The following is a 22,363-nucleotide window of genomic DNA, read 5'->3' as shown; positions in this document are numbered from 1 at the left end:
AGTTGAAAAATCCAATTATTGCGACCTGATTTGCGGAATGTTGGCCATAGATGGAAAACTCCACTTATTATAGACCAAATCGGTTCGATTTGTGGGTTTAAGGTCAAATAAGTGGATTTTTGCATTTATATTTGTTGTTAGCGCTGTTTTAGGCTGTAATAAGTGGACATTTCCACTTAATGGCTTTGGTCGAAGACCACGGGAGTGATCATCGGAATGACTGTACCGCAGCGTACCGCAGCGAGCTCCAAAGTCATAGACAACCCTTACCACACATATTCTATACCATTCGTTCTTTTTGGGGGTATGGGATATGCGCACTTCCGCAATGCAGCCGACGATGAGAGAACAGCTGAATTTATATATTTTTGTCTCCGTCCTGTTCGTCGTTGGCGTCGTCTTCGGTGCTTTGCTCGTGAATGCGCTGACGCTGGATCAGCAGCAGGATCTTGCCGGCGACGTGCAGCAGTTTATCGGCCGGATTCAGGATGGCACGTTGCTGAGCGGAACCGAGTCGTTCTGGGATCGGGCGTGGTTTCACGCGAAGTGGCTGCTGCTCGTATGGGTGCTTGGGCTCACCGTCGTCGGCATGCCGCTCGTGTTGGCACTCGACTTCTTGAAAGGCGTGCTTCTCGGCTTCGCAGTCGGCACTCTCGTGCGGCAGTTCGCGTGGAAAGGGCTGATCTTCTCGCTAGCCTCCGTTGCTCCTGCAAATCTTATTGCGATTCCGGCGTTCTTAATCGCCAGCGTGTCAGCAGTTTCGTTCACACTTTACATTGTGAAGAATCGGCTGCTCGGCCGATTTGGCAACTTGAGTCAGCCGTTGCTTCGTTATGTCGTACAGACTGCGATGATGCTTGTGCTTTTGCTAGGCGCAGCGATGATCGAGTCTTATCTAACGCCTCTGCTGCTACAATGGGCAGCCCCGCTCGTTCAAGGAGCCAGCGCTGGATTGTAATCATTCTAAAAAAAATTGACTTTGCTCCTGACGAGCACCTATAATGAAAGCAAACCGATTCTGGTGATGGCACTAGTTGTTGTGGTAAGGGGGGGAAGCCATGGAAGAATCCCGGATTGACAAAGTGAAACAGCAGCTCCAGTCACAGGGGTACAAGCTCACCCCGCAGCGTGAAGCGACAGTACGTGTGCTTCTGGAGAACGAAGAGGATCATCTCAGCGCTGAGGATGTATTTATGCTCGTTAAGGATAAAGCGCCAGAGATCGGCCTTGCAACCGTATATCGGACACTTGAACTGTTAAGCGAGCTTCATGTCGTAGAGAAGATGAATTTCGGCGATGGCGTTGCAAGATACGACCTGAGAGCTGATAACAATAAGCACCATCATCATCACCTCATCTGTGTACAATGCGGAACTATGAGCGAGATCTTAGAGGATTGGCTTGGACCGCTTGAGGAACGGCTTGAGAAGGAATACGGCTTCACCGTTGTGGATCACCGCCTCGATTTCCAAGGCGTGTGCGCAAGCTGCAGGAGCAAGAACGATAGTACGAAAGCCGAACAACAATAACTCCCTTTTGCAGTGCAGGTAGCAGTCATTCATGCTAATTCTGCACTGCTCCCGAAGGGAGTTTTTTGTGCTGTTCAAAAGCTGTCCAATTGTGCTCTTCTATTGTTTTGTGCCACGACGTCGCCCGGTTGAACGAGTGCGTGCGGCAGTACTAGCTCCATTGTCCGCAACTGCGGCCGCATCGTCGAGTTGAATTAATCCGTAGCCCTGCGAACGTTTGCCGTAGCTCGACAGCTTCTTCGTCGTATTGCGGAGCCGCTGCGCGATGCCGTACGGTGTGATGCTCGGATGGAGCGACTTCAGGAGCGCCGCTCCGCCAGCGACATGCGGACTCGCCATGCTAGTGCCGGAGAGCGTTTGATAGCGGCCGCCTGGCCATGTCGACTTGATATAGCTGCCTGGTGCCGTTACGTCGATGCCGTAGCCGCGACTGCTGTAGTTCGCGATCTTGCCGCCGCGAGTAGAGGCGGCTACGGCGATGGCATCGGTATACCTTGCAGGCTGGTCGATTCGACCGCCGACTGAGCCGTTATTGCCTGCTGATGCAATGATAAGGATGCCGTTCTTGCGCGCACGCTGCACCGCTTCTTTTAACGCGCTGCTCGTTTCTCCTTCGAGTCCAAGACTCATATTAATGATCGGGATGCTCTTCTTGATGCACCAATCAATCCCTTTAATGATGTCGGATACATATCCCGCGCCATTCGCGTCCAGCGCCTTAATGGCGTATAAGCTTGCCCGCGGCGCAACGCCTGGTCTCTTGTAATATCCAGAGCCTGCGGCAATGCCGGCGACATGCGTCCCGTGCCCATTATCATCATAATACGAAGACCCGCCCATCGTATTGACGCCTCCGGTTATACGCAGATCGGAGTGTTTTGCAATGCCGGTATCGATAATCGCGATGCCTGCGCCTTTGCCGCGAGTCGTTGACCAAACCTTCGACGCTCCGATCTGGGAGAGGTTCCATGGAGTGGTGCTGGAATCCGATGATGAGGCGGAGCTTCGACCTTTTACGTTCACACTCTTCGTTTGCACTCGTTTACGCGTATAGGGGGCTGGACGCTTGCGATCTGACTTTATTCTCTTGCCAATCACGTTGCCCGGCACAAAGCCATGCGCATGGATCTTGAAATCAGGTTCGACATAGCTGATGTTCGGATGCTGAGCAAGTGATTTCAGCTGCTCGGTTCTGCGGCTGTCCAAATGGCAGCAGATGACTCGGCTTTTCTGGATGCTTTTCACCGGACGGATGCCGTACTTGGACAGCTCTTCCATACATTGCTTATAGTCGGAGTCACGCTTGAATCCGATTAACTTGCGCGACGTATACCCGGTAGACTTGCTCTTTGAGCAGCTGAGCAGCAGCCGTTCCACATTTGGCAAAGATGCTCCTCCTTTTTGGCAACTTGATTTTGCAGATCAATGGTATAACGGTTACTCCTAATGTATGGAGACATTCGTACAAGGGCATGGGTAGACGCTGACCTTACGTACATATTTTTAGGCATGTAAGGTAAACGTATCATGGAGGACTGTCAACCCGTCCTCTGCCTGCATATGAAGAAGCATGGAGTAGGAGAGGGAGTGCGCATATGATTATCGGAGTTCCAAAAGAAATCAAATCAAGTGAGTACCGGGTTGCGCTGACCCCGGCTGGAGCGGGAATGCTGAAGGCGGCCGGTCATGAAGTGTTGGTGGAAGCGGGCGCAGGAGTCGGCAGCAGCTTCACGGACGATGCATACATCGCGGAAGGCGCAACGATTATTAATGATGTCAAAGAGGTTTGGGCGCGAGCGGCAATGATAATGAAAGTAAAAGAGCCGCTGCCAGAGGAGTTCGGTTATTTTCATGATGGGCTTCTGCTATTCACTTATTTGCATCTTGCCGCTGCGCCGGAGCTGACTAAAGCGCTGGTTGAGAAAGGTGTATCGGGAGTTGCTTATGAAACGATTCAGATGCCGAATGGCAGCCTTCCGCTTCTGACTCCAATGAGCGAGGTCGCTGGACGCATGGCGGTTCAGGTCGGTTCGCAATTTCTTGAAGCGTTCTATGGCGGCCGAGGCATTCTGCTTGGCGGCGTTCCAGGCGTTCCGCCTGCGGAAGTTATTATACTCGGCGGCGGCATAGTTGGTACGAATGCGGCGCGAATTGCGCTTGGCATGGGTGCGAGCGTCGTTATTTTGGAGCGCAGCGCAGATCGGATGCGTTATATAGATGAAGTGTTCAGCGGCCGAATTCGGACGCTCATGTCCAATCCTTATAACATTGCTTGCGCAGTGAAAAAAGCAGATTTGCTCATTGGAGCAGTACTTATTCCAGGCGCTCGCGCACCGCATTTGGTTACGGAAGAAATGGTCAAAACGATGAAGAAAGGCGCTGTCATCGTTGACGTTGCGGTCGACCAAGGCGGCACTATTGCTACGATCGACAGAGTGACTACGCATAAAGATCCAGTCTACGAGAAGCATGGCGTGCTGCATTATGCTGTGGCGAACATGCCTGGTGCGGTTCCGCGCACATCGACGCTCGCGCTGACGAATGTGACGATCCCATATGCGCTGGAGCTCGCTGGCAAAGGGCTGGAAGATGCCGTTAGAGCGAACGAGCCGCTTCGCAAAGGCGTGAATACGTACAAAGGCCGCGTTACCCATCCGCAAGTGGCTAGTGCTGTTAATATGCCTTATATCAGTATGGAGCAGCTGCTCGAGAGCGTTGCTTTTGACAAACTGAGCTAGCTCCGCACCAGCCTATCGCAGCTATGCATGTTTCAATCCTTGAACTCATAAGGTGTTGTAGAGGACAACTCCTAGGGCGAAGTTTCATGGAGAGGAGCATAGTGCGTATGGTGGTGTCAGTTCGCAGATGGCTGAGACGAGTTTTGTTCGTGCTTCTGCTTTGCTTTTTCACGATCACGATGTACGGCGGCTGCCGGTTTATTGCAGTATGGATCGCGCCGCAGGACCCGTACCGCGTTCCGCAAGGCCAGGCGCTTAAAGTGTTTCAGCATGATGATTATCAAGATAATGGAAGCAGTATTTATGAACGGCTGCGGCTGTTTTATTGGTATGGGGAGTAGAGTGTGTAAGTATATTCGACAAATATGGTGTCCTTTGGCAGGAGATTGTGCAGCGATTGTGGAATATAGCAGGATAACCTGCTAAGCTGTAGATCCGGGAAAGGAACGACCTATGAGAGCGCATCTGAGAACATTTATTCACTTTTTACGGGAACGTCGTAGGCTATCCAGCAATACACTAGACTCCTACGAGCGTGATTTGTCGAATTTCATTGAATATGTCCATGAACAAGGCGTAACCCAAATAGCCGATATCCAAAAGCATCATTTGTCCCTATACATGCTTCAATTGAAGCAGCAGGGGAGAGCTGTTGCGACGATGTCCAGGCATATGGTGTCTATTCGCGCCTTTTTTCATTATTTGGTGACGGAACGGCATGTGCAGTCGGATCCCTCCATTCATCTGGAATCGCCAAAGCAGGAGAAGAAGCTGCCTAAGGTGATCTCGATAGATGATGTTGAGAAGCTGCTTACAGCACCTGATACGAGCAACAACGCTGGCTGTCGAGATTCTGCGATGCTTGAAGTGCTCTATGCAACGGGGATCCGGGTATCTGAACTTATTTCGTTAAATTGCGATCATATTAATTTGCCGCTCGGCTTCATCCGTTGTATGGGCGCTGCCGATAAGGAGCGAATTGTTCCGATTGGCGCAGTTGCCGCAGAGGCGCTCCATGCTTACCTAAACAATGTTAGGGACAAGCTGCTGAAGCATGATAAGGCGGAGCAGGCACTGTTTCTAAATTTGCAAGGAGCGCGAATCACGAGACAGGGCTTCTGGAAAATTATAAAAAAATACGCTGCGGAGGCTAGCATCGTCAGCGACATTACGCCGCATACGCTGCGTCATTCTTTTGCTGCTCATCTGCTGGAGAATGGGGCGGATTTGCGTTCCGTTCAGGAGATGCTTGGACATGCCGACATCTCCACGACTCAGGTGTATGTCGGGCTGACGAAGCCGCGTATCAAAGAAGTGTACAACCTTGCGCACCCTCGGGCGAGAATGAAATAATCGAAGTACGGAGTGATACTAGCGATGAAATTTGATCGAATAGCAGTAATCGTGCTCGACAGCGTCGGTATTGGCGAGCTGCCGGATGCGCCGGTTTTCGGAGATGCGGGCTCCCATACGCTTGGCCATATTTTGCGAGAAGTGCCGGCCCTTGCACTGCCGAATATGCGCAGCTGGGGCCTTGACCGCATTGCGGAGCTTGGCAGTTGGAAGCCTGAAGGCGAAGCGAGGTCCTATTATGGGAAGATGGCCGAGGTGTCTGTCGGCAAAGATACGATGACGGGCCATTGGGAAATTGCCGGACTGAGAGTAACGGTACCTTTCCGAACGTTCAGTGACGGATTTCCGGCGGAGCTGCTTAATGCGTTCGAAGAACGGACAGGCCGCGGCGTACTCGGAAACAAATCGGCAAGCGGCACTGAAATTCTTGATGAGCTTGGCGAAGAGCAGATGCGTACAGGCAAGTGGATCGTCTACACTTCGGCGGACAGCGTATTTCAAATTGCCGCGCATGAAGAGATTATTCCGCTCGAAGAGCTGTACCGCGCCTGCGAAATTGCGCGCGAGCTGACGCTTGACGACCGCTACGCCGTCGGCCGCGTTATTGCAAGGCCGTATGTAGGTCAGCCAGGCGCGTTCAAGAGAACGCCGAACCGGCATGATTACGCGGTGAAGCCGCCAGAGCCGACGGTGCTGAATACGCTGAAGGACAGCGGATTTGACGTGATTGCGGTCGGTAAGATCGATGATATTTTTTGCAGTGAAGGGGTTACCGAAGCGCTGCCGACGAAAAGCAACGACGATGGCGTCGAGAAGACGCTCGCCGCACTAGGCCGACCGTTCAAAGGGATGCTCTTCACGAACCTGGTCGACTTTGATTCGCTCTTCGGTCACCGCCGCGATCCACAAGGCTACGCAGGGGCACTCGAAGCATTCGATCGCAGCCTGCCGAAGCTGGCAGAGCTAATCGGCGAGAAGGACTTGCTGATTATTACAGCCGATCACGGCAATGACCCAACCTATACTGGCACTGATCATACACGAGAATATGTGCCGCTGCTCGTGTACTCGCCGGCGTTCACGCTGCCTGCCTCGCTTGGCGTTCGGTCGACCTTCGCTGATATTGCAGCGACGATTGCCGATAACTTCGGTGTGAAGCCGCCAGCGAACGGCACATCCTTCTTGGCTGAGCTGCGCTAAGCGGGGTTAGCAAGGGGCAAATACCATTACTTTTTCTAGGAGGCTTTCTTACGATGGAAGCAATTAAATCAACTCATATTAACGAAGCGGCAACCTATATCAACTCCAAAATATCAGTCAAGCCGGAAGTCGGCCTCATCATGGGATCGGGTCTCGGAATTCTTGGCGATTACATTGAGAATCCGGTAACGATTCCGTATCACGAGATTCCCCATTTTCCAATCTCAACCGTTGAAGGCCATGCCGGCGAGCTGCTTATCGGCACGCTAGCAGGTCGTCCAGTTGTTCTTATGCGCGGCCGCTTCCATATGTACGAAGGCTACGGTCCGGATTTGACGGCGTTCCCTGTTCGCGTTATGAAAGCGATCGGCGCAACAAAGTTGATCGTGACGAATGCAGCAGGCGGCGTGAATACGGGCTACAATCCAGGCGATCTGATGCTGATCAGCGATCACATCAATTTCCAGGGCCGCAACCCGCTAGTCGGACCGAATGATTCGGCGCTTGGCGTCCGTTTCCCGGATATGTCTCAGCCTTACAGCAAGCGTATGCGCGAGCTGGCAGCCGGTGTTGCGAAGGAGCAAGGCTTCACTTTGCAAGAGGGCGTGTACATCGCGGTAATCGGACCATCCTATGAAACGCCAGCAGAAATTCGGATGATGCGGATTTTGGGTGCAGATGCTGTCGGGATGTCGACGGTATCCGAAGTCATCGCGGCGAAGCACTCCGGCATGGAAGTGCTCGGTATTTCGTGCATTAGCAACATGGCATCGGGCATTCTCGATCAACCGCTTTCGCATGATGAAGTGATGGAGACGACAGAGCGGGTGAAATCGCAGTTCCTTGGGCTTGTGCAAGGTGTCGTAACATTGCTCTAATTGTAACAAAATTGTAACAATACCCTCGACTCAATGTGACATTCTTTGTTTGCATATCGTCGTATAATGTCCGTGAGAATCTATATAAGATAAGCGGGGATTCACATGGAAAATCACAACCAGCGGCTTGAGCGACTGCGCAATAAGTTGATTGCCGCGGCGCTAGACAAGGAAACCTTTCTTCATCCCGATGTCATTTTGCTCAGTCAAGCGCTCGATCAGATGATTGTAAAAGTGCAGCGGGAGAAGTATAAGCGAGTGGTATCACAGAGATAATGCAAGCAGATGTACATATGCGGAATTGACTTAAGGAGGCTTCACGCTTGCGTGCAGTAGATATTATTCAAAAGAAGCGAAACGGCGGCGTTCTTACAAAGGACGAGCTGTCATTTCTCATAGAAGGCTACAGTAAAGGCGAAATCCCGGACTATCAGCTTTCGGCATGGGCTATGGCGGTATATTTTCGCGGCATGAATGCGGAAGAGACTGCGTTTCTTACGATGGCGATGGCGGAATCCGGCGATCAGGTGGATCTGTCGCCGATTCATGGCACTAAAGTAGACAAGCACAGCACTGGCGGCGTTGGCGATAAGACAAGCCTCATTATTGGACCGCTTGTTGCGTCTTGCGGCGTTCCCGTTGCGAAGATGTCGGGCAGGGGTCTTGGTCATACAGGCGGTACAATTGATAAAATGGAAGCGATGGAAGGCTTTCGCACGGAGCTTACGCGTGACGAGTTCATCGCACAGGTGAACGATATCGGTCTCGCAATTATCGGACAGAGCGGCAATATGACGCCTGCCGATAAGAAGCTGTACGCGCTGCGCGATGTAACTGCTACGGTAGAGTCTATTCCGCTCATTGCGAGCTCTGTCATGAGCAAGAAGATTGCTGCAGGAGCGGACGCGATTGTGCTCGACGTGAAGACAGGAAGCGGCGCGTTCATGAAGACGCTGGAGGATTCCGAGAAGCTTGCTCACGCGATGGTGGAAATCGGTACGGAAGTGGGTCGCAAGACTGCCGCGCTCATAAGCGATATGGATCAGCCGCTCGGCTATGCGATCGGTAATGCGCTTGAAGTGCAAGAAGCAATTGACACGCTGCATGGACGCGGTCCGGAGGATCTGACAGCGCTCTGTATCGCGCTGAGCTCGCATATGGTCGTGCTTGGCGGAGAGGCGGATAGCCTCGAAGAAGCGGAAGCTATGCTTCGCGCGAAGCTCGAGTCCGGTGCGGCGCTGGCAAAGTTCAAAGCGTTCATCGCAGCTCAAGGCGGCAATCCGGCTGTTGCGGACGATCCGTCGCTTCTTCCGCAAGCACCGTTTATCCTTGAAGTGAAGTCGACGCAGGGCGGATATGTGCAGGCGATTCAAGCGGAAGAGCTCGGACTCGCTGCGATGCTGCTTGGCGCAGGCCGCGCGACGAAGGAGTCGGTCATCGACTTCGCCGTCGGCGTCACGATGAAGCGCAAGGTTGGCGACAAAGTGAGCGAGGGCGACTCGCTCGCGCTTCTGCATGTTCGTGAGGAGAATGCAACGGCGAGCGAGGTTGCGGAGCGAGTTCGCAGCGCCTACACGTTCTCAGACGAACCGGTGAAGCCGTCGCCTCTGCTGCTCTCCGTTGTGACGGAGAACGGCGTGAAGCGCTTATAGTTGTTTCATGTTGAAGCCCAACCAGTCTTAGCTGGTTGGGCTTTTTTATGTGTGTGTGGCAGTCATGCGGATGGCTGAAGTAGACGGAGGCTGATTAAGTGAAGTGTGCTAACGGTTGCTGCAGCGTTTATTTGCAGAATAATGCCCCTTCATCAAAAGCTAACGGTTGCCGCAGCGGTTATTTGGCTCAAATCGAATGAATTTGCTGCCGAAACCGCCAAATAACGTTCCTCACAACCGTTACGATTTCAAAAGAGCCAATTGAGGTTTTAGAACGTGCGTGCCAACCGTTAGCGCTTTGGCCCCCAAAAGAAAGGCTTGCCAGGAAATCCACCCTGGCAAGCCTTTTGCTCTCTCTTTTATTCCGGCGAAGAGCGGCAGCAGCCGAATGATTCTGGAGAAGCGATAGCGGTCGCCTTTGTACTTGGAAAATTACATTTGATATTGTTAAGAGTTTCCCAAGTACAACAGCGATCGGAAGAACATTCGACTGCGAAGCGGCCCCCGCATGATATGTTTAGCTTTATAAGCGAACTCGCTGGAATAATTTCCCCTTGGTTCGTCCACAATAGGAATGGAGATTTTAGCCGAGCCTCGGCTTGACTTACCATTCAGGAGGAGAACAACCTATGAACAGCAAATGGAAACCACTGCTCGTTATTAGCATAGCGGCGATGATGGTTTTGTCCGCACCGGCAGCAAGCTGGGCGAAAGAAGGGGCTGCACCGAATACGGCGCCGTCCGCGAGCGCGGATTTGGCTCCGTCTGCACGATCAGCAATTCTTATGGATGCTGACAGCGGTACGATTATTTATGAGAAGAACAGCCATGCGGCACTGCCGCCGGCGAGCATAACGAAGGTTATGACGATGCTGCTCATCATGGAAGCGCTCGATCAGAGCCGCATCAAGCTGACGGATAAAGTAGCGACAAGCGAGTATGCCGCTTCGATGGGCGGTTCACAGATTTTCCTTGAGCCGGGCGAGCAGATGAGTGTCGATGAGATGCTGAAGGGCATTGCGCTCGCATCGGGCAATGACGCTTCCGTCGCAATGGCGGAGAAGATCGCAGGCACCGAATCTGCATTCGTCGATATGATGAACAAGCGGGCAGAGGAATTGGGACTGAAAAATACACATTTTGCCAACTGCAATGGTTTGCCTGCCGCGGAGCATTATTCGTCTGCGCATGATATTGCCGTGATGTCGCGTGAGCTGCTCAAGCATAGCGAAATTACGAAGTATACGGGCATGTACCAAGACTACCTTCGCAAGTCGAGCGAGAAGCCGTTCTGGCTCGTAAATACGAACAAACTCGTTCGGTTCTATTCCGGCGCAGACGGACTTAAGACAGGCTTCACGAACGAAGCGAGATTCTGTCTCACCGCTACTGCACGCCGTGACAATCTGCGCGTCATTGCCGTCGTTATGGGAGAGCCGAACACGAAGACCCGCAACGCAGAAGTGTCCCAAATGTTCGATTATTCGTTCGCGCAGTATATGAATCATACGATTTTCAAAAAAGGCGATTCGATGGGCACGGTTCAAGTAGTAAAAGGCGTGCAGCCGTCGATGGAGCTGAAGGCTAAGCATTCCTACAGTGTTCTGCTCAAGAAGGGCAGCTCCGTGAAGGATATTCGCTATGAGCTGCAGCTGAATCCGCTTAAGGCGCCAATTACGATCAATGAACCGATAGGCAAGCTCATCGTCTTCCAAGGCGATCAGGTGCTGACGGAGTTCGCTGTCGATTCACCGGCGTCTGTCAATAAGGCAGGCTGGTGGACGCTGTTCAAACGGTCCTGCGGCAGCCTGTTCTCGTAAACCGTACCATTCACATACAAAATCTGCAGAGTTGAAGCGTATTTTGTCTGCTCATAGCACTCTTCTTCTAGTTTTGTCGGGGGGCAGGAAATGGCAGCAGAAACGTAGAAATGCTTGTTCAACACTAACCTATCCCTCGCTTTGATGCGCAATCTAAGATTAGGAGTGAACAAGATGAGTCTGCAGGTTGAATTGGAGCATTACCGGAATGTGCTCATTGTTAGACTGCGAGGCGAGCTTGACCATCACACGGCCGATGTTGTTCGGTTCAAGATGGAGGAAGCGATTCTGCGCGGCAATAGCGCCCATGTCATTCTTAGCTTGAAGGAACTGCTGTTTATGGACAGCTCCGGACTTGGCGTCATTCTCGGCCGTTACAAGCAGCTGAAGGCCAAGGGCGGCAAAATGGTCGTATGCGACGTGAATCAGAGCGTCCACCGGCTGTTCGAGCTGTCAGGTTTGTTTAAAATATTGCCGATTCACGATAACGAGCGGCTCGCGCTCACAAGTTTGGAGGTCGTTTCATGAACGGAAGAAATGAGATGACACTTACGTTCTCCGCCCGTTCGGAGAATGAAGCGTTTGCGCGTGTTGCGGTAGCGGCTTTCGTCTCCCAGCTGGACCCGACGCTGGATGAGCTTAACGACCTGAAAACAGCAATTTCCGAAGCGGTAACCAATGCGATCATCCATGGCTACGACAGCGACCCAAGCGGCATGGTCACCATCGAAGGTCAGATTGAAGGCGACACCGTAACGCTTATCGTCAAGGATCAAGGTCGCGGCATAGAAGATTTGGACCTGGCGCGCCAGCCGCTTTATACGTCCAAGCCAGAGATGGAGCGCTCCGGCATGGGATTTACCATTATGGAGAACTTCATGGACGGCTTCGACGTACACAGCCAGCCGGGCAATGGGACGTCCATTGCGATGACGAAGCGCATCGAATCGAAAAAAGCGCTTTTCAATTAGGCGCATAGGGGTTGGACCGCATGGATGTCAATATGAAACAAACGGCGCAGCCTTATTTGGATGATTCGGAAGTAAAGCGGTTAATAGCGCTTAGTCAATCCGGAGATACGCTGGCGCGCGATACGCTCGTACAATGCAATATTCGGCTAGTCTGGTCCGTCGTCCAGCGGTTTATGGGGCGAGGCTATGAACCGGAGGATTTGTTCCAGATTGGCTGCATCGGGCTGCTCAAATCGGTCGATAAATTCGATCTGTCCTATGAGGTCAAGTTCTCCACCTATGCAGTGCCGATGATTATCGGAGAAATTCAGCGCTTCCTGCGGGATGACGGCACCCTCAAGGTCAGCCGTTCCCTGAAGGAAACAGCGAACAAAGTGCGCAAGACGAAGGACGAGCTGTCCAAAGTGCTTGGCAGGCTCCCGACGATCAAGGAAGTGGCGGAACGGCTCGGCATTACGCCGGAGGATGTCGTCTTCGCACAGGAAGCGAATAAGCCGCCAACCTCGATTCACGAGACGGTGTTCGAGAACGACGGCGATCCGATTACGCTCATGGATCAAATCGCGGACGATTCGCAGGAACGCTGGTTCGATAAGCTGGCGCTGAATGAAGCGATCGGCGGCTTGTCGGAGCGGGAACGGCTCATTGTATTTCTGCGCTATTACCGTGATCAGACCCAGTCCGAGGTCGCTGCGAGGCTCGGGATATCGCAAGTGCAGGTGTCGCGGCTGGAGAAAAAAATATTGCAGCTCATACGCAACCAAATTGCGCAGTGACTGCTGCGGCATGCAAGTACAACGCAAAGCCAAGTTGCCCATCAAGGGCGATTTGGCTTTTTTTGCTGCGTTTGCTCTGATTATCCTGAGGCTCCTTTAATCATACTAACGAGGAAATGAACGCGTGTAGCCAATGCTTCCGTAGGGATCAATCATGCTCGCAGGAAGTAGATCTGGGATGTATCGCACAAAACGGTAAGGGGGAGAGTGGATGAGTGAAGGCCAGCCATCCTGTCTCTATTTGCGGCTGCGCAAGCGGGTGGGCATTAGACCGGGCGAGCATGTGACGCTAGGTCGGGCAGCCCGTTTATTTTCCAGTGATTCCGCCCTTGAGAAGCAGATGGAGTCGCTTATTCTTCATCGTCACCGGCAACAGGACGGCAATCGGGTCGTCATTGATTTGCTCCAAATCGTGAAGATGATCCGGGACGCAGCACCGGGTACGGTTGTCGATTCATATGGCGATCCGCAGGTGCTCGTCATTGTCGCTGATGAGCCGCGCAAGCCTCGCCTGTGGGTTCTCATGCTAGCTTGGCTGCTGCTATTCTTCGGTGCAGGGCTTGCAATAATGAATTTTCACACAGACGTCAATATGAAGGATGTCCATACCCGGATTACGGAGCTGGTTACAGGCAGGAAGATCGAGCATCCGTTATGGTTCCAGGTGCCTTACTCAATCGGAATTGGCGTCGGAATGCTGGTGTTCTTCAATCATCTGTTTCGAAAAAGGTTCAATGAAGAGCCTAATCCGCTCGAGGTTGAGCTCTACATGTATGAAGAGAACGTCAACGCCTATGTCATTGCCGATGAGATGCGCAAGAAGAGCGAGCCGGATGAGCAACCGCAGTTGAATAAGCCAGGCGAGCAACCGCAGTCGAACATGCCGGACAAGCGCGAGCAGGAAGCGGGTATAGACGATGGTTAGGATGATCGCGGCCGATCTGTTCGTCGCTGTGCTCGGATTCGCCGGCGGGCTCGGCGTCGGCAGTGCGTTCGTGGCGCTCTTAATCGTGCTGGACATCATTCCAAGGCTCGCGCAAATTGCGTACGCATTTCGCAAGTCGCTTTGGTTTGAGACAGCGGTGATGAGCGGAGCGGTCTTCTGGTCGCTGGCTGACTTCCTCGAATGGCGGCTGTGGCTCCCGAGAACGGTGACGCTCGCGATTATTGGAACGTTTGACGGCATATTCGTCGGCATGCTCGGCGCCGCGCTGACCGAGGTGATGAATGTGCTCCCGATTCTCGCAAAACGGATGCGGTTAAGTCGCTATATGATCGGTCTCGTAATGGCGATGGTGCTTGGGAAAGTAACCGGCTCATTGTTTGATTGGCTCGTATTTCAATGGTTGGATGATGAATCGTAAGTAGAAGGATTGTCTTGATGAAAGGGTGATACCGTATGACTGATCGTGATAAGAACGGGGAAGACAGATCCGGCGCTTCGTTCAAGAAGCCGGTGCACGTATTCTGGTACGACGAGCATGGCGCGAACAAATCGGAGGAGGCAGGAGCTGGATCAGAGCATCAAGCAGAGGGCCATCCTCGGGGCCAAGAGAAGATTGTATTCACTGAACCGCCGTTCGATGAGTCTGAGCTGCCCATTATCAGCCACTACAAACAGTCGAAGAAGCAGCAAGAGAAACCGGTCAAGCCGATTCCGATCAAAATTGATGACGTCATCTCGAAGCTGGTTGAGGATGTCGGCTATAAAACAAGCTTTGATATCGTCGTGCGTGAGATGACATTTGGCAACAAACGGACAGCGTTCTACTTTATGAACGGATTCGCCAAAGATACGGTTCTAACCGAGGTTCTCAAGCGGCTAACCTTCTTAGAGTCTGACAGTCTGTCATCAGATGCCCTTCACTCGTTCTTCAATATTTATGTCCCCGCTATTCAAGTCGTGAAGGAGCAGGATTGGGATAATGTAATGACCAATGTTCTCTCTGGCGGCACGGCGATGTTCATCGACGGCGAGGCGACAGCGATTCTGATCGATGCCAAAGCTTTCCCGGCCCGTAATCCAGAGGAGGCTTCTCTTGAACGCGTCGTCAGGGGTTCACGCGATGGATTTGTTGAGACAATGCTGACCAACGTCACCTTAGTGCGCCGCAGGCTGCGGGATAAGCAGCTGCGCTACGAAATTATGCGGGTCGGTGATCGGACGCAAACGGATATTTGTATCGCATACATTGATGACATTGTCGATAAAGAGTTATTGAAATCGATCAAGGATAAAATCAAGCTGATCAAGATAGACGGTCTTCCGCTTGCGGATAAGCAGTTGGAGGAAGCGACAGTGAAGCGCGGCTGGAATCCATATCCTTTGGTCCGTTATTCTGAACGTCCGGATACGGTAGCTGTTAATTTAATGGAAGGACATATTGCGTTGTTCGTGGATACGACGCCGAGCGTCATGATCCTGCCGACGACATTCTTCGATCTGATCCAGCATGCAGAGGAGAATCGTCAGACACCATTTATTGGCACGTACTTGCGCTGGGTTCGTTTTATCGGAATTACGTCGTCCTTGTTCCTGCTGCCGCTGTGGTTTCTGTTCACGCTGCGGCCTGAGCTCAAGCCGCCAGGCCTAAGCTTCATCGGCGCACAGGAGGCGGGCAAAATTCCGATGGTCGCCCAGTTTCTGATCGCTGAATTAGGGGTCGATCTTCTGAGGATGGCTGCAATCCATACGCCATCGCCGCTCGTTACCGCAATGTCCTTGATATCCGCGATCTTGATCGGCGACATTGCCGTCAAGACCGGGCTGTTCGTCAACGAGGTGGTGCTCTACATGGCGATCTCAGCAATCGGTATGTTCGCAACGCCGAGCTATGAGCTTGGACTCGCCAACCGGATCGTCAGACTGCTGCTCATAGTGACGGTCGCACTTTTCAAAGTGCCCGGCTTTATGATTGCCACGACGCTGTTCGTCGTCTATTTGACGCTGATGCGCTCGTTCAACCGCCCGTACATGTGGCCATTTATTCCGTTTGATGCCAAAGCGCTCATGAGCATTTTCATCCGTGTTCCGGTGCTCTCAAACCGTACAAGGCCGAATTATCTGAAGCCGCAGCAGCGTGACCGTATGCCTAACGAGGAGCACTGATCATCGCGGATGGAACGGATACCGAATGGAAAGCAGCTGATCAGAAAGAAGCGCGCTACAAAAAATGCAAATCAAATGTGAAATTATCCATTTCGGGGATGGAACGAATGCGCTATACTGATGTTAAATGGTGCAAACATTAACTATGGGTATAGCCAGGAGAACTCGGAGGGGAAATATATGTATTTACACGGTACTAGCAAAATCAACGAACAAGGTCATTTAGTTATTGGTGGTTGTGATACCACTGAACTGGCAGCTCAATTTGGAACTCCGCTTTACATTGTTGACGAGGCGCTCGTTCGTCAGCGCGCACGGGAGTATGTAGAATCATTCCGCGCAGCAGGCTTGAAATTCCAAGTCGCATATGCAAGCAAAGCGTTCAGCGTTATGGCGATGTGCGCGATTGCAGAACAAGAAGATCTATCGCTTGATGTCGTTTCCGACGGTGAGCTTTATACAGCATTGAAAGCAGGCTTCCCTGCTGCACGCATTCACTTCCACGGCAACAACAAGACGCCGGAAGAAATCAACATGGCGCTTGATGCGAACATCGGCTGCTTCGTAGTCGACAACTTCAATGAGCTTTACTTGCTGAACGCGCTCGCGGGCGACAAAGGCAAGAAGGTCAACATCCTGCTTCGTATTACGCCAGGCGTAGAAGCACATACGCATGACTACATCTCGACAGGCCAAACGGACTCCAAGTTCGGCTTCGACGTTGGCAATGGCACAGCGTACAAAGCGATTCAAGAAGCTTCCGCTCAACCGAACCTCGAGCTGCTCGGCGTTCACTCGCATATCGGCTCGCAGATCTTCGAAGTTGAAGGCTTCGTGATGGCGGTTGATAAAGTAGCTGGCTTCGCGGTACAAGTACGTGATGAGCTGAACATTCTGTTCCGCGTTATCAACCTTGGCGGCGGCTTCGGTATCCGCTATGTAGATGGCGACACACCGCTTCCAATCTCGCAATACGTGAAAGCAATCACGGATTCGATCAAGTCCAACTTCTCGGCTGCAGGCTACCCGCTTCCTGAGATCTGGGTTGAACCGGGCCGCAGCATGGTCGGCGATGCAGGTACAACGTTGTACACGGTAGGGACAAGCAAAGATATCCCTGGCGTACGTAAGTACATCGCAGTTGACGGCGGCATGACAGACAACCCGCGCCCAGCGCTTTATGAGTCCAAATACGAGGCGATTCTTGCGAACCGTGCGAATGACGCGCTTGAAGAAACCGTTACCGTTGCGGGCAAATGCTGCGAGAGCGGCGACAAATTAATTATCGATATTGAGCTTCCTAAGGCGAATAACGGCGATTTACTTGCTGTATTCTGCACAGGCGCGTACAATTATGCTATGGCGAGCAACTATAACCGCATTCGCCGCCCTGCAGTCGTCTTTGTAAAAGACGGTGCAGCAGACCTGGCTGTAAAACGTGAATCGTTGGATGATATTGTCGGTAACGACCTCGTCCCTGCACGGATGCAACAAGCATCTGCAGCTAAATAATCAAGGAGGCTTTTCCACAATGGCAAAAAAAGCAAAGATTACACTAGCTAACGGTTCGGAAGTCCACATCGATTTGCACGATCAGGATGCTCCAAACACAGTAGCTAACTTCGAGAAGCTTGCGAACTCCGGCTTCTACAACGGCTTGACGTTCCACCGCGTTATTCCTGGTTTCGTCGCTCAAGGCGGCTGCCCGAACGGCACTGGAACTGGTGGCCCCGGCTACCAAATTAACTGCGAGATCAACCCGAACAAGCATGAGCGCGGTGCGCTTGCAATGGCGCATGCCGGCCGTAACACAGGCGGCAGCCAGTTCTACATCACTTACGCGCCACAACCGCACCTCGATGGCGGTCACACGGTGTTTGGTAAAGTGACTCAAGGCATGGAGCATGTTGATGCACTCCAAGGCCGCGACAAAATGGAAAAAGTCGAAGTTTACGACGCGTAATTTAGAACCCGCAGAATGGTCATCCGTGACCGTCTGCGGGTTTTGCGTTATAGGGCAATGTGTATAAAGCCGAGTCCAGAAGTATGAATTGTGCAAAACAAGTTGCTTTTTCAAGGCGTAAGTGGTAACATTTCCTCAAAGTATTTGCGTTTTTTCCTTCGGGGTCGGGTGAAATTCCCAACCGGCGGTGATCAAAGGGCTGCTCTTCTCGTTTAAGCGAATGACAGCTGTTAACTTTGTCAGTCCGTGACCCGGGTTGCTTCAGTTGGCGAACCCTATGCAGGGAGTACAATCGAAGCGAAACGGTGGACCTGGTGTAAATCCGGGACCGACAGTATAGTCTGGATGGGAGAAGGAGACGGTACGCGAATTCCATTTTTTCATGTCTCGCCAACTTTGTTCATTTTTTCACATAGTTGCTGAGTTTGTTTGAATGTGTCTTCGAATGCGTCCCTTTCACGTTTCTGTTTTTTGAAACCCATCACCCCGTAGGCTAATCGCCAAGGGGTGATTTTTGTTATGTCCATTGAAGTGTTGAATGATGAAATGTATATGCGGCTTGCGCTCGATATGGCGCAGAAGGCGAAAGGTCAGACGGATATTAATCCGATCGTCGGCTGTGTCGTCGTCAAGGATGGACGAATTGTTGGGCTCGGCGCACACCTTCGCCGCGGTGAAGGACACGCTGAAGTGCATGCGCTCGGGATGGCAGGCGATCAGGCGGAAGGCGCGACGGTGTACGTCACGTTGGAGCCGTGCAGCCATCACGGGCGGACTCCGCCATGCTGCGAGCGGATAATCGACGTGAAGGCGAAGCGTGTTGTGGTCGCCTGCACGGATCCGAATCCACAGGTGGCAGGCAGAGGCGTTGCAAGGCTGCGTGAAGCCGGCATTGAAGTGGAAGTCGGGCTGCTTGAGCAAGAGTCGCTGCGAATGAACGAGATGTTCAACAAGTACATCGTGACGAGGCTGCCATTCGTGACGATGAAGTCTGCTATGACGCTGGACGGCAAGCTTGCGGCCAAGACTGGCGACAGCCGGTATGTGAGCGGGCCGGAAGCGAGGGCGATAACGCATACGCTCCGGCACCAGCATATGGGCATTATGGTCGGCGTGGAAACCGCGCTGGCAGATGATCCAGAGCTGTCGACGCGATTGAGCGTACCGGCAGTGCATCCAGTGCGCATCGTCGTCGATTCGAAGCTGCGCCTGCCGCTTGAATCGCGTCTGCTTCAGGACCGGGCGGCACGGGTTATCGTGCTCACGGTAGATGGAGCTGACGCCGAGCGGCGTGCTGCTCTTGAAGCGGCTGGCGCTGAAGTGATCGCTTGCGGCAGCGGAAGCCGCGTCGATCTTGCGGATGCGATGCGGAAGCTTGGTGAGCGCGAGATCGGTTCGATCTTGCTCGAAGGCGGCGGCAAGCTGAACGGGGCAATGCTGGAGCAAGGCCTCATCGACAAGCTGCTGCTGTTCATCGCTCCGAAGGTAATCGGCGGGGCCGAGGCAACAGGCGTGTTTGATTTTCATGGCTTCGAGCTGATGGCAGATGCGATCGCATTCAAGGAGATGCAGGTGGAGCGGGTCGGGCAAGACTTCCTGCTTAGCGGCTATCCGGATTATACAGCTGCTCGCAGCTGATAAACCCCAAACTATAGCGAAGGGAGAGGGGACAACGAAGCATGTTTACAGGACTTATTGAAGAGATCGGAACGCTGAAGCGCACGTATAAACAGGGTGAGGCAATGGTGCTTTCCATTGAAGCTTCGCGTATCCTCACGGATGCAGCAATCGGCGACAGCATCGCAGTAAATGGCGTTTGCTTGACGGTGACAGAATTGAACCCGAACGCTTTTACCGTCGATGTGATGCCGCAGACATTCCGACATACGAACCTCAAAGATATGCGTCCTGGCGAACGAGTGAACCTCGAGCGGGCTATGCAGGCGGGCGGCCGCTTCGGCGGGCATATCGTACAAGGACATGCGGACGGCATAGGCGCAATCGTCTCCCGTGAGAACGATGTGAACGCGGTCGTGTTCACGATCCGGCCGCATGACCCAGCGCTCATGCGCTACGTCATTCCGCAAGGCTCGGTTACGCTGGATGGCATCAGCCTTACCGTCGTGCGAGCAGATCATAATAGCTTCTCCGTTTCTATAATCCCGCACACGCTGCGTGAAACCGCGCTTCAATGGAAGCAGGGGGGGAGCGTCATTAATATTGAATGCGATGTGCTCGGGAAGTACGTCGATCATCTGCTCCATTTCAAAGGAGCCGGCGACACACTTGACGCAGGCAGCAAGCCGGCAGCAAAGAACGGCATTACGGCGGCGTTTCTGGCTGAGAACGGATTTTTCTAAAGATAAGGGGCGTGAGCGTAATGAGCGATCAAGCATTTAATACGATTGAAGAAGCGATCCAGGATTTGCTGCTCGGCAAGTCAGTCATTGTTGTGGATGACGAAGACCGCGAGAATGAAGGCGATCTAATCGCACTGGCGAGCAAAGCGACACCGGAAATCATCAACTTCATGATTACGGAAGCGCGCGGATTAGTATGCGTCCCAATTACGCAGGAACGAGCGGAAGAGCTGGAGCTGCCGCCTATGGTACAGCGCAACACCGACTACCATGGCACAGCGTTTACCGTCTCCGTCGACCATGTCTCGACATCAACTGGCATCTCGGCGTATGAGCGGTCGCAGACGGTTCAAGCGATGATTGATCCGAAGACGAAGGCGGACGACTTCCGTAGACCTGGTCATATCTTCCCGCTTATAGCGAAGAAGGGCGGCGTGCTGCGCCGTGCAGGCCATACCGAAGCTGCGATTGACTTAGCGCGAATGTGCGGCTCGGCGCCAGCTGCAGTTATCTGCGAAATCATCAAGGAAGACGGTTCGATGGCGCGTCTGCCGGATCTGATTGAATTCAAAGAGAAGCATGGACTGAAGCTCATCACGATCCGCGAGCTGATCCATTACCGCAATGAGAAAGAGAAGCTCGTGGAGCGCGTCGTCGATGTGAAGATGCCTACAGACTTCGGGATATTCCGGGCTATAGCCTACACGAACGAAGTGGATAACAAAGAGCATGTTGCGCTTGTCAAGGGCGATATTGATCCTGAACAAGCAACGCTTGTCCGCGTTCATTCGGAATGCTTGACTGGCGATGTATTCCACTCGCACCGCTGCGATTGCGGTCCGCAGCTAGAAGCGGCGCTTCGCCAGATTGATGAAGCCGGCAAAGGCGTACTCCTCTATATGCGCCAGGAAGGTCGCGGAATTGGCCTCATTAACAAATTGAAGGCTTATCAGCTGCAGGAGCAGGGATTGGATACCGTTGATGCGAATATTAAACTTGGCTTCGCTCCCGACTTGCGCGATTATGGTATAGGCGCTCAAATCTTGAAGGATCTTGGCATTCGCCAAATGCGTCTGCTCACGAACAATCCTCGTAAGATCCGCGGGCTTGAGGGCTACGGTATTGAAGTGGTCGAGCGTGTTCCGATTCAGATGGATTCGAACGAAAGCAACAACAATTACTTGCAAACGAAGAAATCGAAGCTAGGCCATCTGCTTAAGTTCGACGATGTAACCAACTAATACGAATCCAAATAACAGATAACCCTTTATATATTAAAGGGACATACGAGAGGATGAATCATTAATGCCACATGTATTTGAGGGCCATTTAATTTCTGAAGGTTTACGTTACGGCGTCGTAGTCGGCCGTTTCAACGAATTTATTTCCAGCAAGCTGCTTGGCGGCGCGCTTGATGCGTTCAAGCGACATGGCGCAGCAGATAGCGAAGTCGATGTAGCATGGGTTCCAGGCGCATTCGAAATTCCGCTCATCGCTCAGAAGATGGCGGAGAGCGGCAAGTATGATGCAGTCATCACGCTTGGCGCGGTTATTCGGGGATCAACTCCACATTTTGACTATGTGTGCAATGAAGCGGCTAAGGGCGTTGCGGCAATCGGCCTGAAAACAGGCATTCCGACGATTTTCGGCGTACTGACGGTAGATTCGATCGAGCAAGCGATTGAGCGTGCAGGCACGAAAGCCGGCAACAAAGGCTGGGAAGCGGCTGTTACTGCTATTGAAATGGTGAATTTGACGAAAGTGCTTCAAGGCTAATAAGCTATTTCGTTGTATTGAAATTTGTGTGATACTAGAAGCGAAGAGGGCAGAATCGTTAGTGGAGAAGCGTTAGCGGTCGCCTAGGCGAAATGATCTGCGTTGTTTACGCCTATCATTTGCGCCTTTGTAGTTCGATTTCTACAATAAATTGCCTTATAAGATAAGGGGAATCGAAATACAACAGCGATCGGAACAACGATCCTGCACGCGCAGCGAATTTTATCGACTAGGGTTT

General features: G+C 52.4%; 23 protein-coding genes and 1 riboswitch. Of the genes, 22 read left to right on the top strand and 1 reads right to left on the bottom strand.

What is annotated here, in order from left to right:
* Window positions 1–313: 313 nt before the first annotated feature.
* Together spoIIM and fur are read left to right on the top strand one after the other, a co-directional pair.
* A complete protein-coding gene (gene spoIIM / locus AC0LWF_RS10315) occupies window positions 314–958 on the top strand; it encodes a stage II sporulation protein M (RefSeq protein WP_474651456.1) in 645 nt (214 codons plus the stop codon).
* 100 nt (window positions 959–1,058) lie between these two features.
* Window positions 1,059–1,529: a ferric iron uptake transcriptional regulator gene (gene fur / locus AC0LWF_RS10310; RefSeq protein WP_474651455.1), complete on the top strand. Its 471-nt coding sequence runs from the start codon at window positions 1,059–1,061 to the stop codon at window positions 1,527–1,529.
* Window positions 1,530–1,628: 99 nt separating this feature from the next.
* Here fur and AC0LWF_RS10305 read toward each other — a convergent pair whose 3' ends face one another.
* Window positions 1,629–2,906, bottom strand: a complete 1,278-nt coding sequence (locus AC0LWF_RS10305) for a S8 family peptidase (RefSeq protein ID WP_474651753.1) — start codon at window positions 2,904–2,906, stop codon at window positions 1,629–1,631.
* A gap of 218 nt (window positions 2,907–3,124) precedes the next feature.
* Between AC0LWF_RS10305 and ald the strand changes: the two genes are divergently transcribed.
* The 20 genes from ald (at window position 3,125) to ribH (ending at window position 22,125) form a co-directional block, all read left to right on the top strand.
* Window positions 3,125–4,267 carry an alanine dehydrogenase gene (gene ald, locus AC0LWF_RS10300; protein ID WP_474651454.1) on the top strand — a complete coding sequence of 381 codons (1,143 nt, stop codon included), beginning with the start codon at window positions 3,125–3,127 and terminating at the stop codon, window positions 4,265–4,267.
* 107 nt (window positions 4,268–4,374) lie between these two features.
* Entirely contained in the window at window positions 4,375–4,608 is a 234-nt protein-coding gene (locus tag AC0LWF_RS10295; RefSeq protein WP_474651453.1) for a DUF4227 family protein, read from the top strand.
* Between the two features lie 112 nt (window positions 4,609–4,720).
* Window positions 4,721–5,620 (top strand): site-specific tyrosine recombinase XerD, encoded by a 900-nt coding sequence (gene xerD, locus AC0LWF_RS10290; RefSeq protein WP_474651452.1) that lies wholly within the window; start codon window positions 4,721–4,723, stop codon window positions 5,618–5,620.
* Between the two features lie 24 nt (window positions 5,621–5,644).
* Window positions 5,645–6,820, top strand: a complete 1,176-nt coding sequence (locus AC0LWF_RS10285; RefSeq protein ID WP_474651451.1) for a phosphopentomutase — start codon at window positions 5,645–5,647, stop codon at window positions 6,818–6,820.
* 53 nt (window positions 6,821–6,873) lie between these two features.
* Window positions 6,874–7,698 (top strand): purine-nucleoside phosphorylase, encoded by an 825-nt coding sequence (locus AC0LWF_RS10280; protein WP_474651450.1) that lies wholly within the window; start codon window positions 6,874–6,876, stop codon window positions 7,696–7,698.
* A 105-nt stretch (window positions 7,699–7,803) separates the two neighbouring features.
* Window positions 7,804–7,974 carry a Spo0E family sporulation regulatory protein-aspartic acid phosphatase gene (locus AC0LWF_RS10275; protein WP_474651449.1) on the top strand — a complete coding sequence of 57 codons (171 nt, stop codon included), beginning with the start codon at window positions 7,804–7,806 and terminating at the stop codon, window positions 7,972–7,974.
* Window positions 7,975–8,021: 47 nt separating this feature from the next.
* Window positions 8,022–9,350 (top strand): pyrimidine-nucleoside phosphorylase, encoded by a 1,329-nt coding sequence (locus tag AC0LWF_RS10270; RefSeq protein ID WP_474651448.1) that lies wholly within the window; start codon window positions 8,022–8,024, stop codon window positions 9,348–9,350.
* A gap of 629 nt (window positions 9,351–9,979) precedes the next feature.
* Complete coding sequence (locus tag AC0LWF_RS10265) at window positions 9,980–11,170, top strand: D-alanyl-D-alanine carboxypeptidase family protein (protein ID WP_474651447.1); 1,191 nt, start codon at window positions 9,980–9,982, stop codon at window positions 11,168–11,170.
* 174 nt (window positions 11,171–11,344) lie between these two features.
* The gene (spoIIAA, locus tag AC0LWF_RS10260; protein ID WP_090573937.1) at window positions 11,345–11,698 is read left to right on the top strand and encodes an anti-sigma F factor antagonist; all 354 of its coding nucleotides are present in this window, start codon (window positions 11,345–11,347) and stop codon (window positions 11,696–11,698) included.
* Complete coding sequence (spoIIAB, locus tag AC0LWF_RS10255) at window positions 11,695–12,141, top strand: anti-sigma F factor (protein ID WP_474651446.1); 447 nt, start codon at window positions 11,695–11,697, stop codon at window positions 12,139–12,141. The genes spoIIAA and spoIIAB overlap by 4 nt, the downstream gene beginning before the upstream one ends.
* A gap of 20 nt (window positions 12,142–12,161) precedes the next feature.
* Window positions 12,162–12,917, top strand: a complete 756-nt coding sequence (gene sigF, locus AC0LWF_RS10250; protein ID WP_090573939.1) for an RNA polymerase sporulation sigma factor SigF — start codon at window positions 12,162–12,164, stop codon at window positions 12,915–12,917.
* A 211-nt stretch (window positions 12,918–13,128) separates the two neighbouring features.
* Window positions 13,129–13,842, top strand: coding sequence for a stage V sporulation protein AA (locus tag AC0LWF_RS10245; RefSeq protein ID WP_474651445.1), 714 nt, complete (start codon window positions 13,129–13,131; stop codon window positions 13,840–13,842).
* Window positions 13,835–14,281 (top strand): stage V sporulation protein AB, encoded by a 447-nt coding sequence (locus AC0LWF_RS10240; RefSeq protein WP_474651444.1) that lies wholly within the window; start codon window positions 13,835–13,837, stop codon window positions 14,279–14,281. The genes AC0LWF_RS10245 and AC0LWF_RS10240 overlap by 8 nt, the downstream gene beginning before the upstream one ends.
* A gap of 35 nt (window positions 14,282–14,316) precedes the next feature.
* A complete protein-coding gene (locus AC0LWF_RS10235; protein ID WP_474651443.1) occupies window positions 14,317–16,026 on the top strand; it encodes a spore germination protein in 1,710 nt (569 codons plus the stop codon).
* Between the two features lie 180 nt (window positions 16,027–16,206).
* Window positions 16,207–17,538, top strand: a complete 1,332-nt coding sequence (gene lysA, locus AC0LWF_RS10230; protein ID WP_474651442.1) for a diaminopimelate decarboxylase — start codon at window positions 16,207–16,209, stop codon at window positions 17,536–17,538.
* Window positions 17,539–17,557: 19 nt separating this feature from the next.
* Entirely contained in the window at window positions 17,558–17,989 is a 432-nt protein-coding gene (locus tag AC0LWF_RS10225) for a peptidylprolyl isomerase (RefSeq protein WP_090573944.1), read from the top strand.
* Window positions 17,990–18,139: 150 nt separating this feature from the next.
* Window positions 18,140–18,350, top strand: a riboswitch (FMN riboswitch).
* A 158-nt stretch (window positions 18,351–18,508) separates the two neighbouring features.
* Window positions 18,509–19,627 carry a bifunctional diaminohydroxyphosphoribosylaminopyrimidine deaminase/5-amino-6-(5-phosphoribosylamino)uracil reductase RibD gene (ribD, locus tag AC0LWF_RS10220; RefSeq protein WP_474651441.1) on the top strand — a complete coding sequence of 373 codons (1,119 nt, stop codon included), beginning with the start codon at window positions 18,509–18,511 and terminating at the stop codon, window positions 19,625–19,627.
* A 41-nt stretch (window positions 19,628–19,668) separates the two neighbouring features.
* On the top strand, window positions 19,669–20,349 hold the full coding sequence (gene ribE / locus AC0LWF_RS10215; RefSeq protein WP_474651440.1) for a riboflavin synthase: 681 nt from the start codon (window positions 19,669–19,671) through the stop codon (window positions 20,347–20,349).
* A 20-nt stretch (window positions 20,350–20,369) separates the two neighbouring features.
* Window positions 20,370–21,590: a bifunctional 3,4-dihydroxy-2-butanone-4-phosphate synthase/GTP cyclohydrolase II gene (locus tag AC0LWF_RS10210; protein WP_474651439.1), complete on the top strand. Its 1,221-nt coding sequence runs from the start codon at window positions 20,370–20,372 to the stop codon at window positions 21,588–21,590.
* 64 nt (window positions 21,591–21,654) lie between these two features.
* Window positions 21,655–22,125, top strand: coding sequence for a 6,7-dimethyl-8-ribityllumazine synthase (gene ribH, locus AC0LWF_RS10205; RefSeq protein WP_474651438.1), 471 nt, complete (start codon window positions 21,655–21,657; stop codon window positions 22,123–22,125).
* Window positions 22,126–22,363 lie beyond the last annotated feature (238 nt).

The organism is Paenibacillus sp. sgz302114, assembly GCF_056120345.1.
The sequence above is the reverse complement of the archived record's forward strand: the minus strand, read 5'-3'. Positions and strand labels throughout refer to the sequence as shown.

What these genes read in the sequence shown, in the direction of transcription:
- spoIIM (WP_474651456.1), top strand. Translation starts at nt 314, where the DNA reads ATGCGCACTTCCGCAATGCAGCCGACGATGAGAGAACAGCTGAATTTA.
- fur (WP_474651455.1), top strand. Translation starts at nt 1,059, where the DNA reads ATGGAAGAATCCCGGATTGACAAAGTGAAACAGCAGCTCCAGTCACAG.
- ald (WP_474651454.1), top strand. Translation starts at nt 3,125, where the DNA reads ATGATTATCGGAGTTCCAAAAGAAATCAAATCAAGTGAGTACCGGGTT.
- AC0LWF_RS10295 (WP_474651453.1), top strand. Translation starts at nt 4,375, where the DNA reads ATGGTGGTGTCAGTTCGCAGATGGCTGAGACGAGTTTTGTTCGTGCTT.
- xerD (WP_474651452.1), top strand. Translation starts at nt 4,721, where the DNA reads ATGAGAGCGCATCTGAGAACATTTATTCACTTTTTACGGGAACGTCGT.
- AC0LWF_RS10285 (WP_474651451.1), top strand. Translation starts at nt 5,645, where the DNA reads ATGAAATTTGATCGAATAGCAGTAATCGTGCTCGACAGCGTCGGTATT.
- AC0LWF_RS10280 (WP_474651450.1), top strand. Translation starts at nt 6,874, where the DNA reads ATGGAAGCAATTAAATCAACTCATATTAACGAAGCGGCAACCTATATC.
- AC0LWF_RS10275 (WP_474651449.1), top strand. Translation starts at nt 7,804, where the DNA reads ATGGAAAATCACAACCAGCGGCTTGAGCGACTGCGCAATAAGTTGATT.
- AC0LWF_RS10265 (WP_474651447.1), top strand. Translation starts at nt 9,980, where the DNA reads ATGAACAGCAAATGGAAACCACTGCTCGTTATTAGCATAGCGGCGATG.
- spoIIAA (WP_090573937.1), top strand. Translation starts at nt 11,345, where the DNA reads ATGAGTCTGCAGGTTGAATTGGAGCATTACCGGAATGTGCTCATTGTT.
- spoIIAB (WP_474651446.1), top strand. Translation starts at nt 11,695, where the DNA reads ATGAACGGAAGAAATGAGATGACACTTACGTTCTCCGCCCGTTCGGAG.
- sigF (WP_090573939.1), top strand. Translation starts at nt 12,162, where the DNA reads ATGGATGTCAATATGAAACAAACGGCGCAGCCTTATTTGGATGATTCG.
- AC0LWF_RS10245 (WP_474651445.1), top strand. Translation starts at nt 13,129, where the DNA reads ATGAGTGAAGGCCAGCCATCCTGTCTCTATTTGCGGCTGCGCAAGCGG.
- AC0LWF_RS10240 (WP_474651444.1), top strand. Translation starts at nt 13,835, where the DNA reads ATGGTTAGGATGATCGCGGCCGATCTGTTCGTCGCTGTGCTCGGATTC.
- AC0LWF_RS10235 (WP_474651443.1), top strand. Translation starts at nt 14,317, where the DNA reads ATGACTGATCGTGATAAGAACGGGGAAGACAGATCCGGCGCTTCGTTC.
- lysA (WP_474651442.1), top strand. Translation starts at nt 16,207, where the DNA reads ATGTATTTACACGGTACTAGCAAAATCAACGAACAAGGTCATTTAGTT.
- AC0LWF_RS10225 (WP_090573944.1), top strand. Translation starts at nt 17,558, where the DNA reads ATGGCAAAAAAAGCAAAGATTACACTAGCTAACGGTTCGGAAGTCCAC.
- ribD (WP_474651441.1), top strand. Translation starts at nt 18,509, where the DNA reads ATGTCCATTGAAGTGTTGAATGATGAAATGTATATGCGGCTTGCGCTC.
- ribE (WP_474651440.1), top strand. Translation starts at nt 19,669, where the DNA reads ATGTTTACAGGACTTATTGAAGAGATCGGAACGCTGAAGCGCACGTAT.
- AC0LWF_RS10210 (WP_474651439.1), top strand. Translation starts at nt 20,370, where the DNA reads ATGAGCGATCAAGCATTTAATACGATTGAAGAAGCGATCCAGGATTTG.
- ribH (WP_474651438.1), top strand. Translation starts at nt 21,655, where the DNA reads ATGCCACATGTATTTGAGGGCCATTTAATTTCTGAAGGTTTACGTTAC.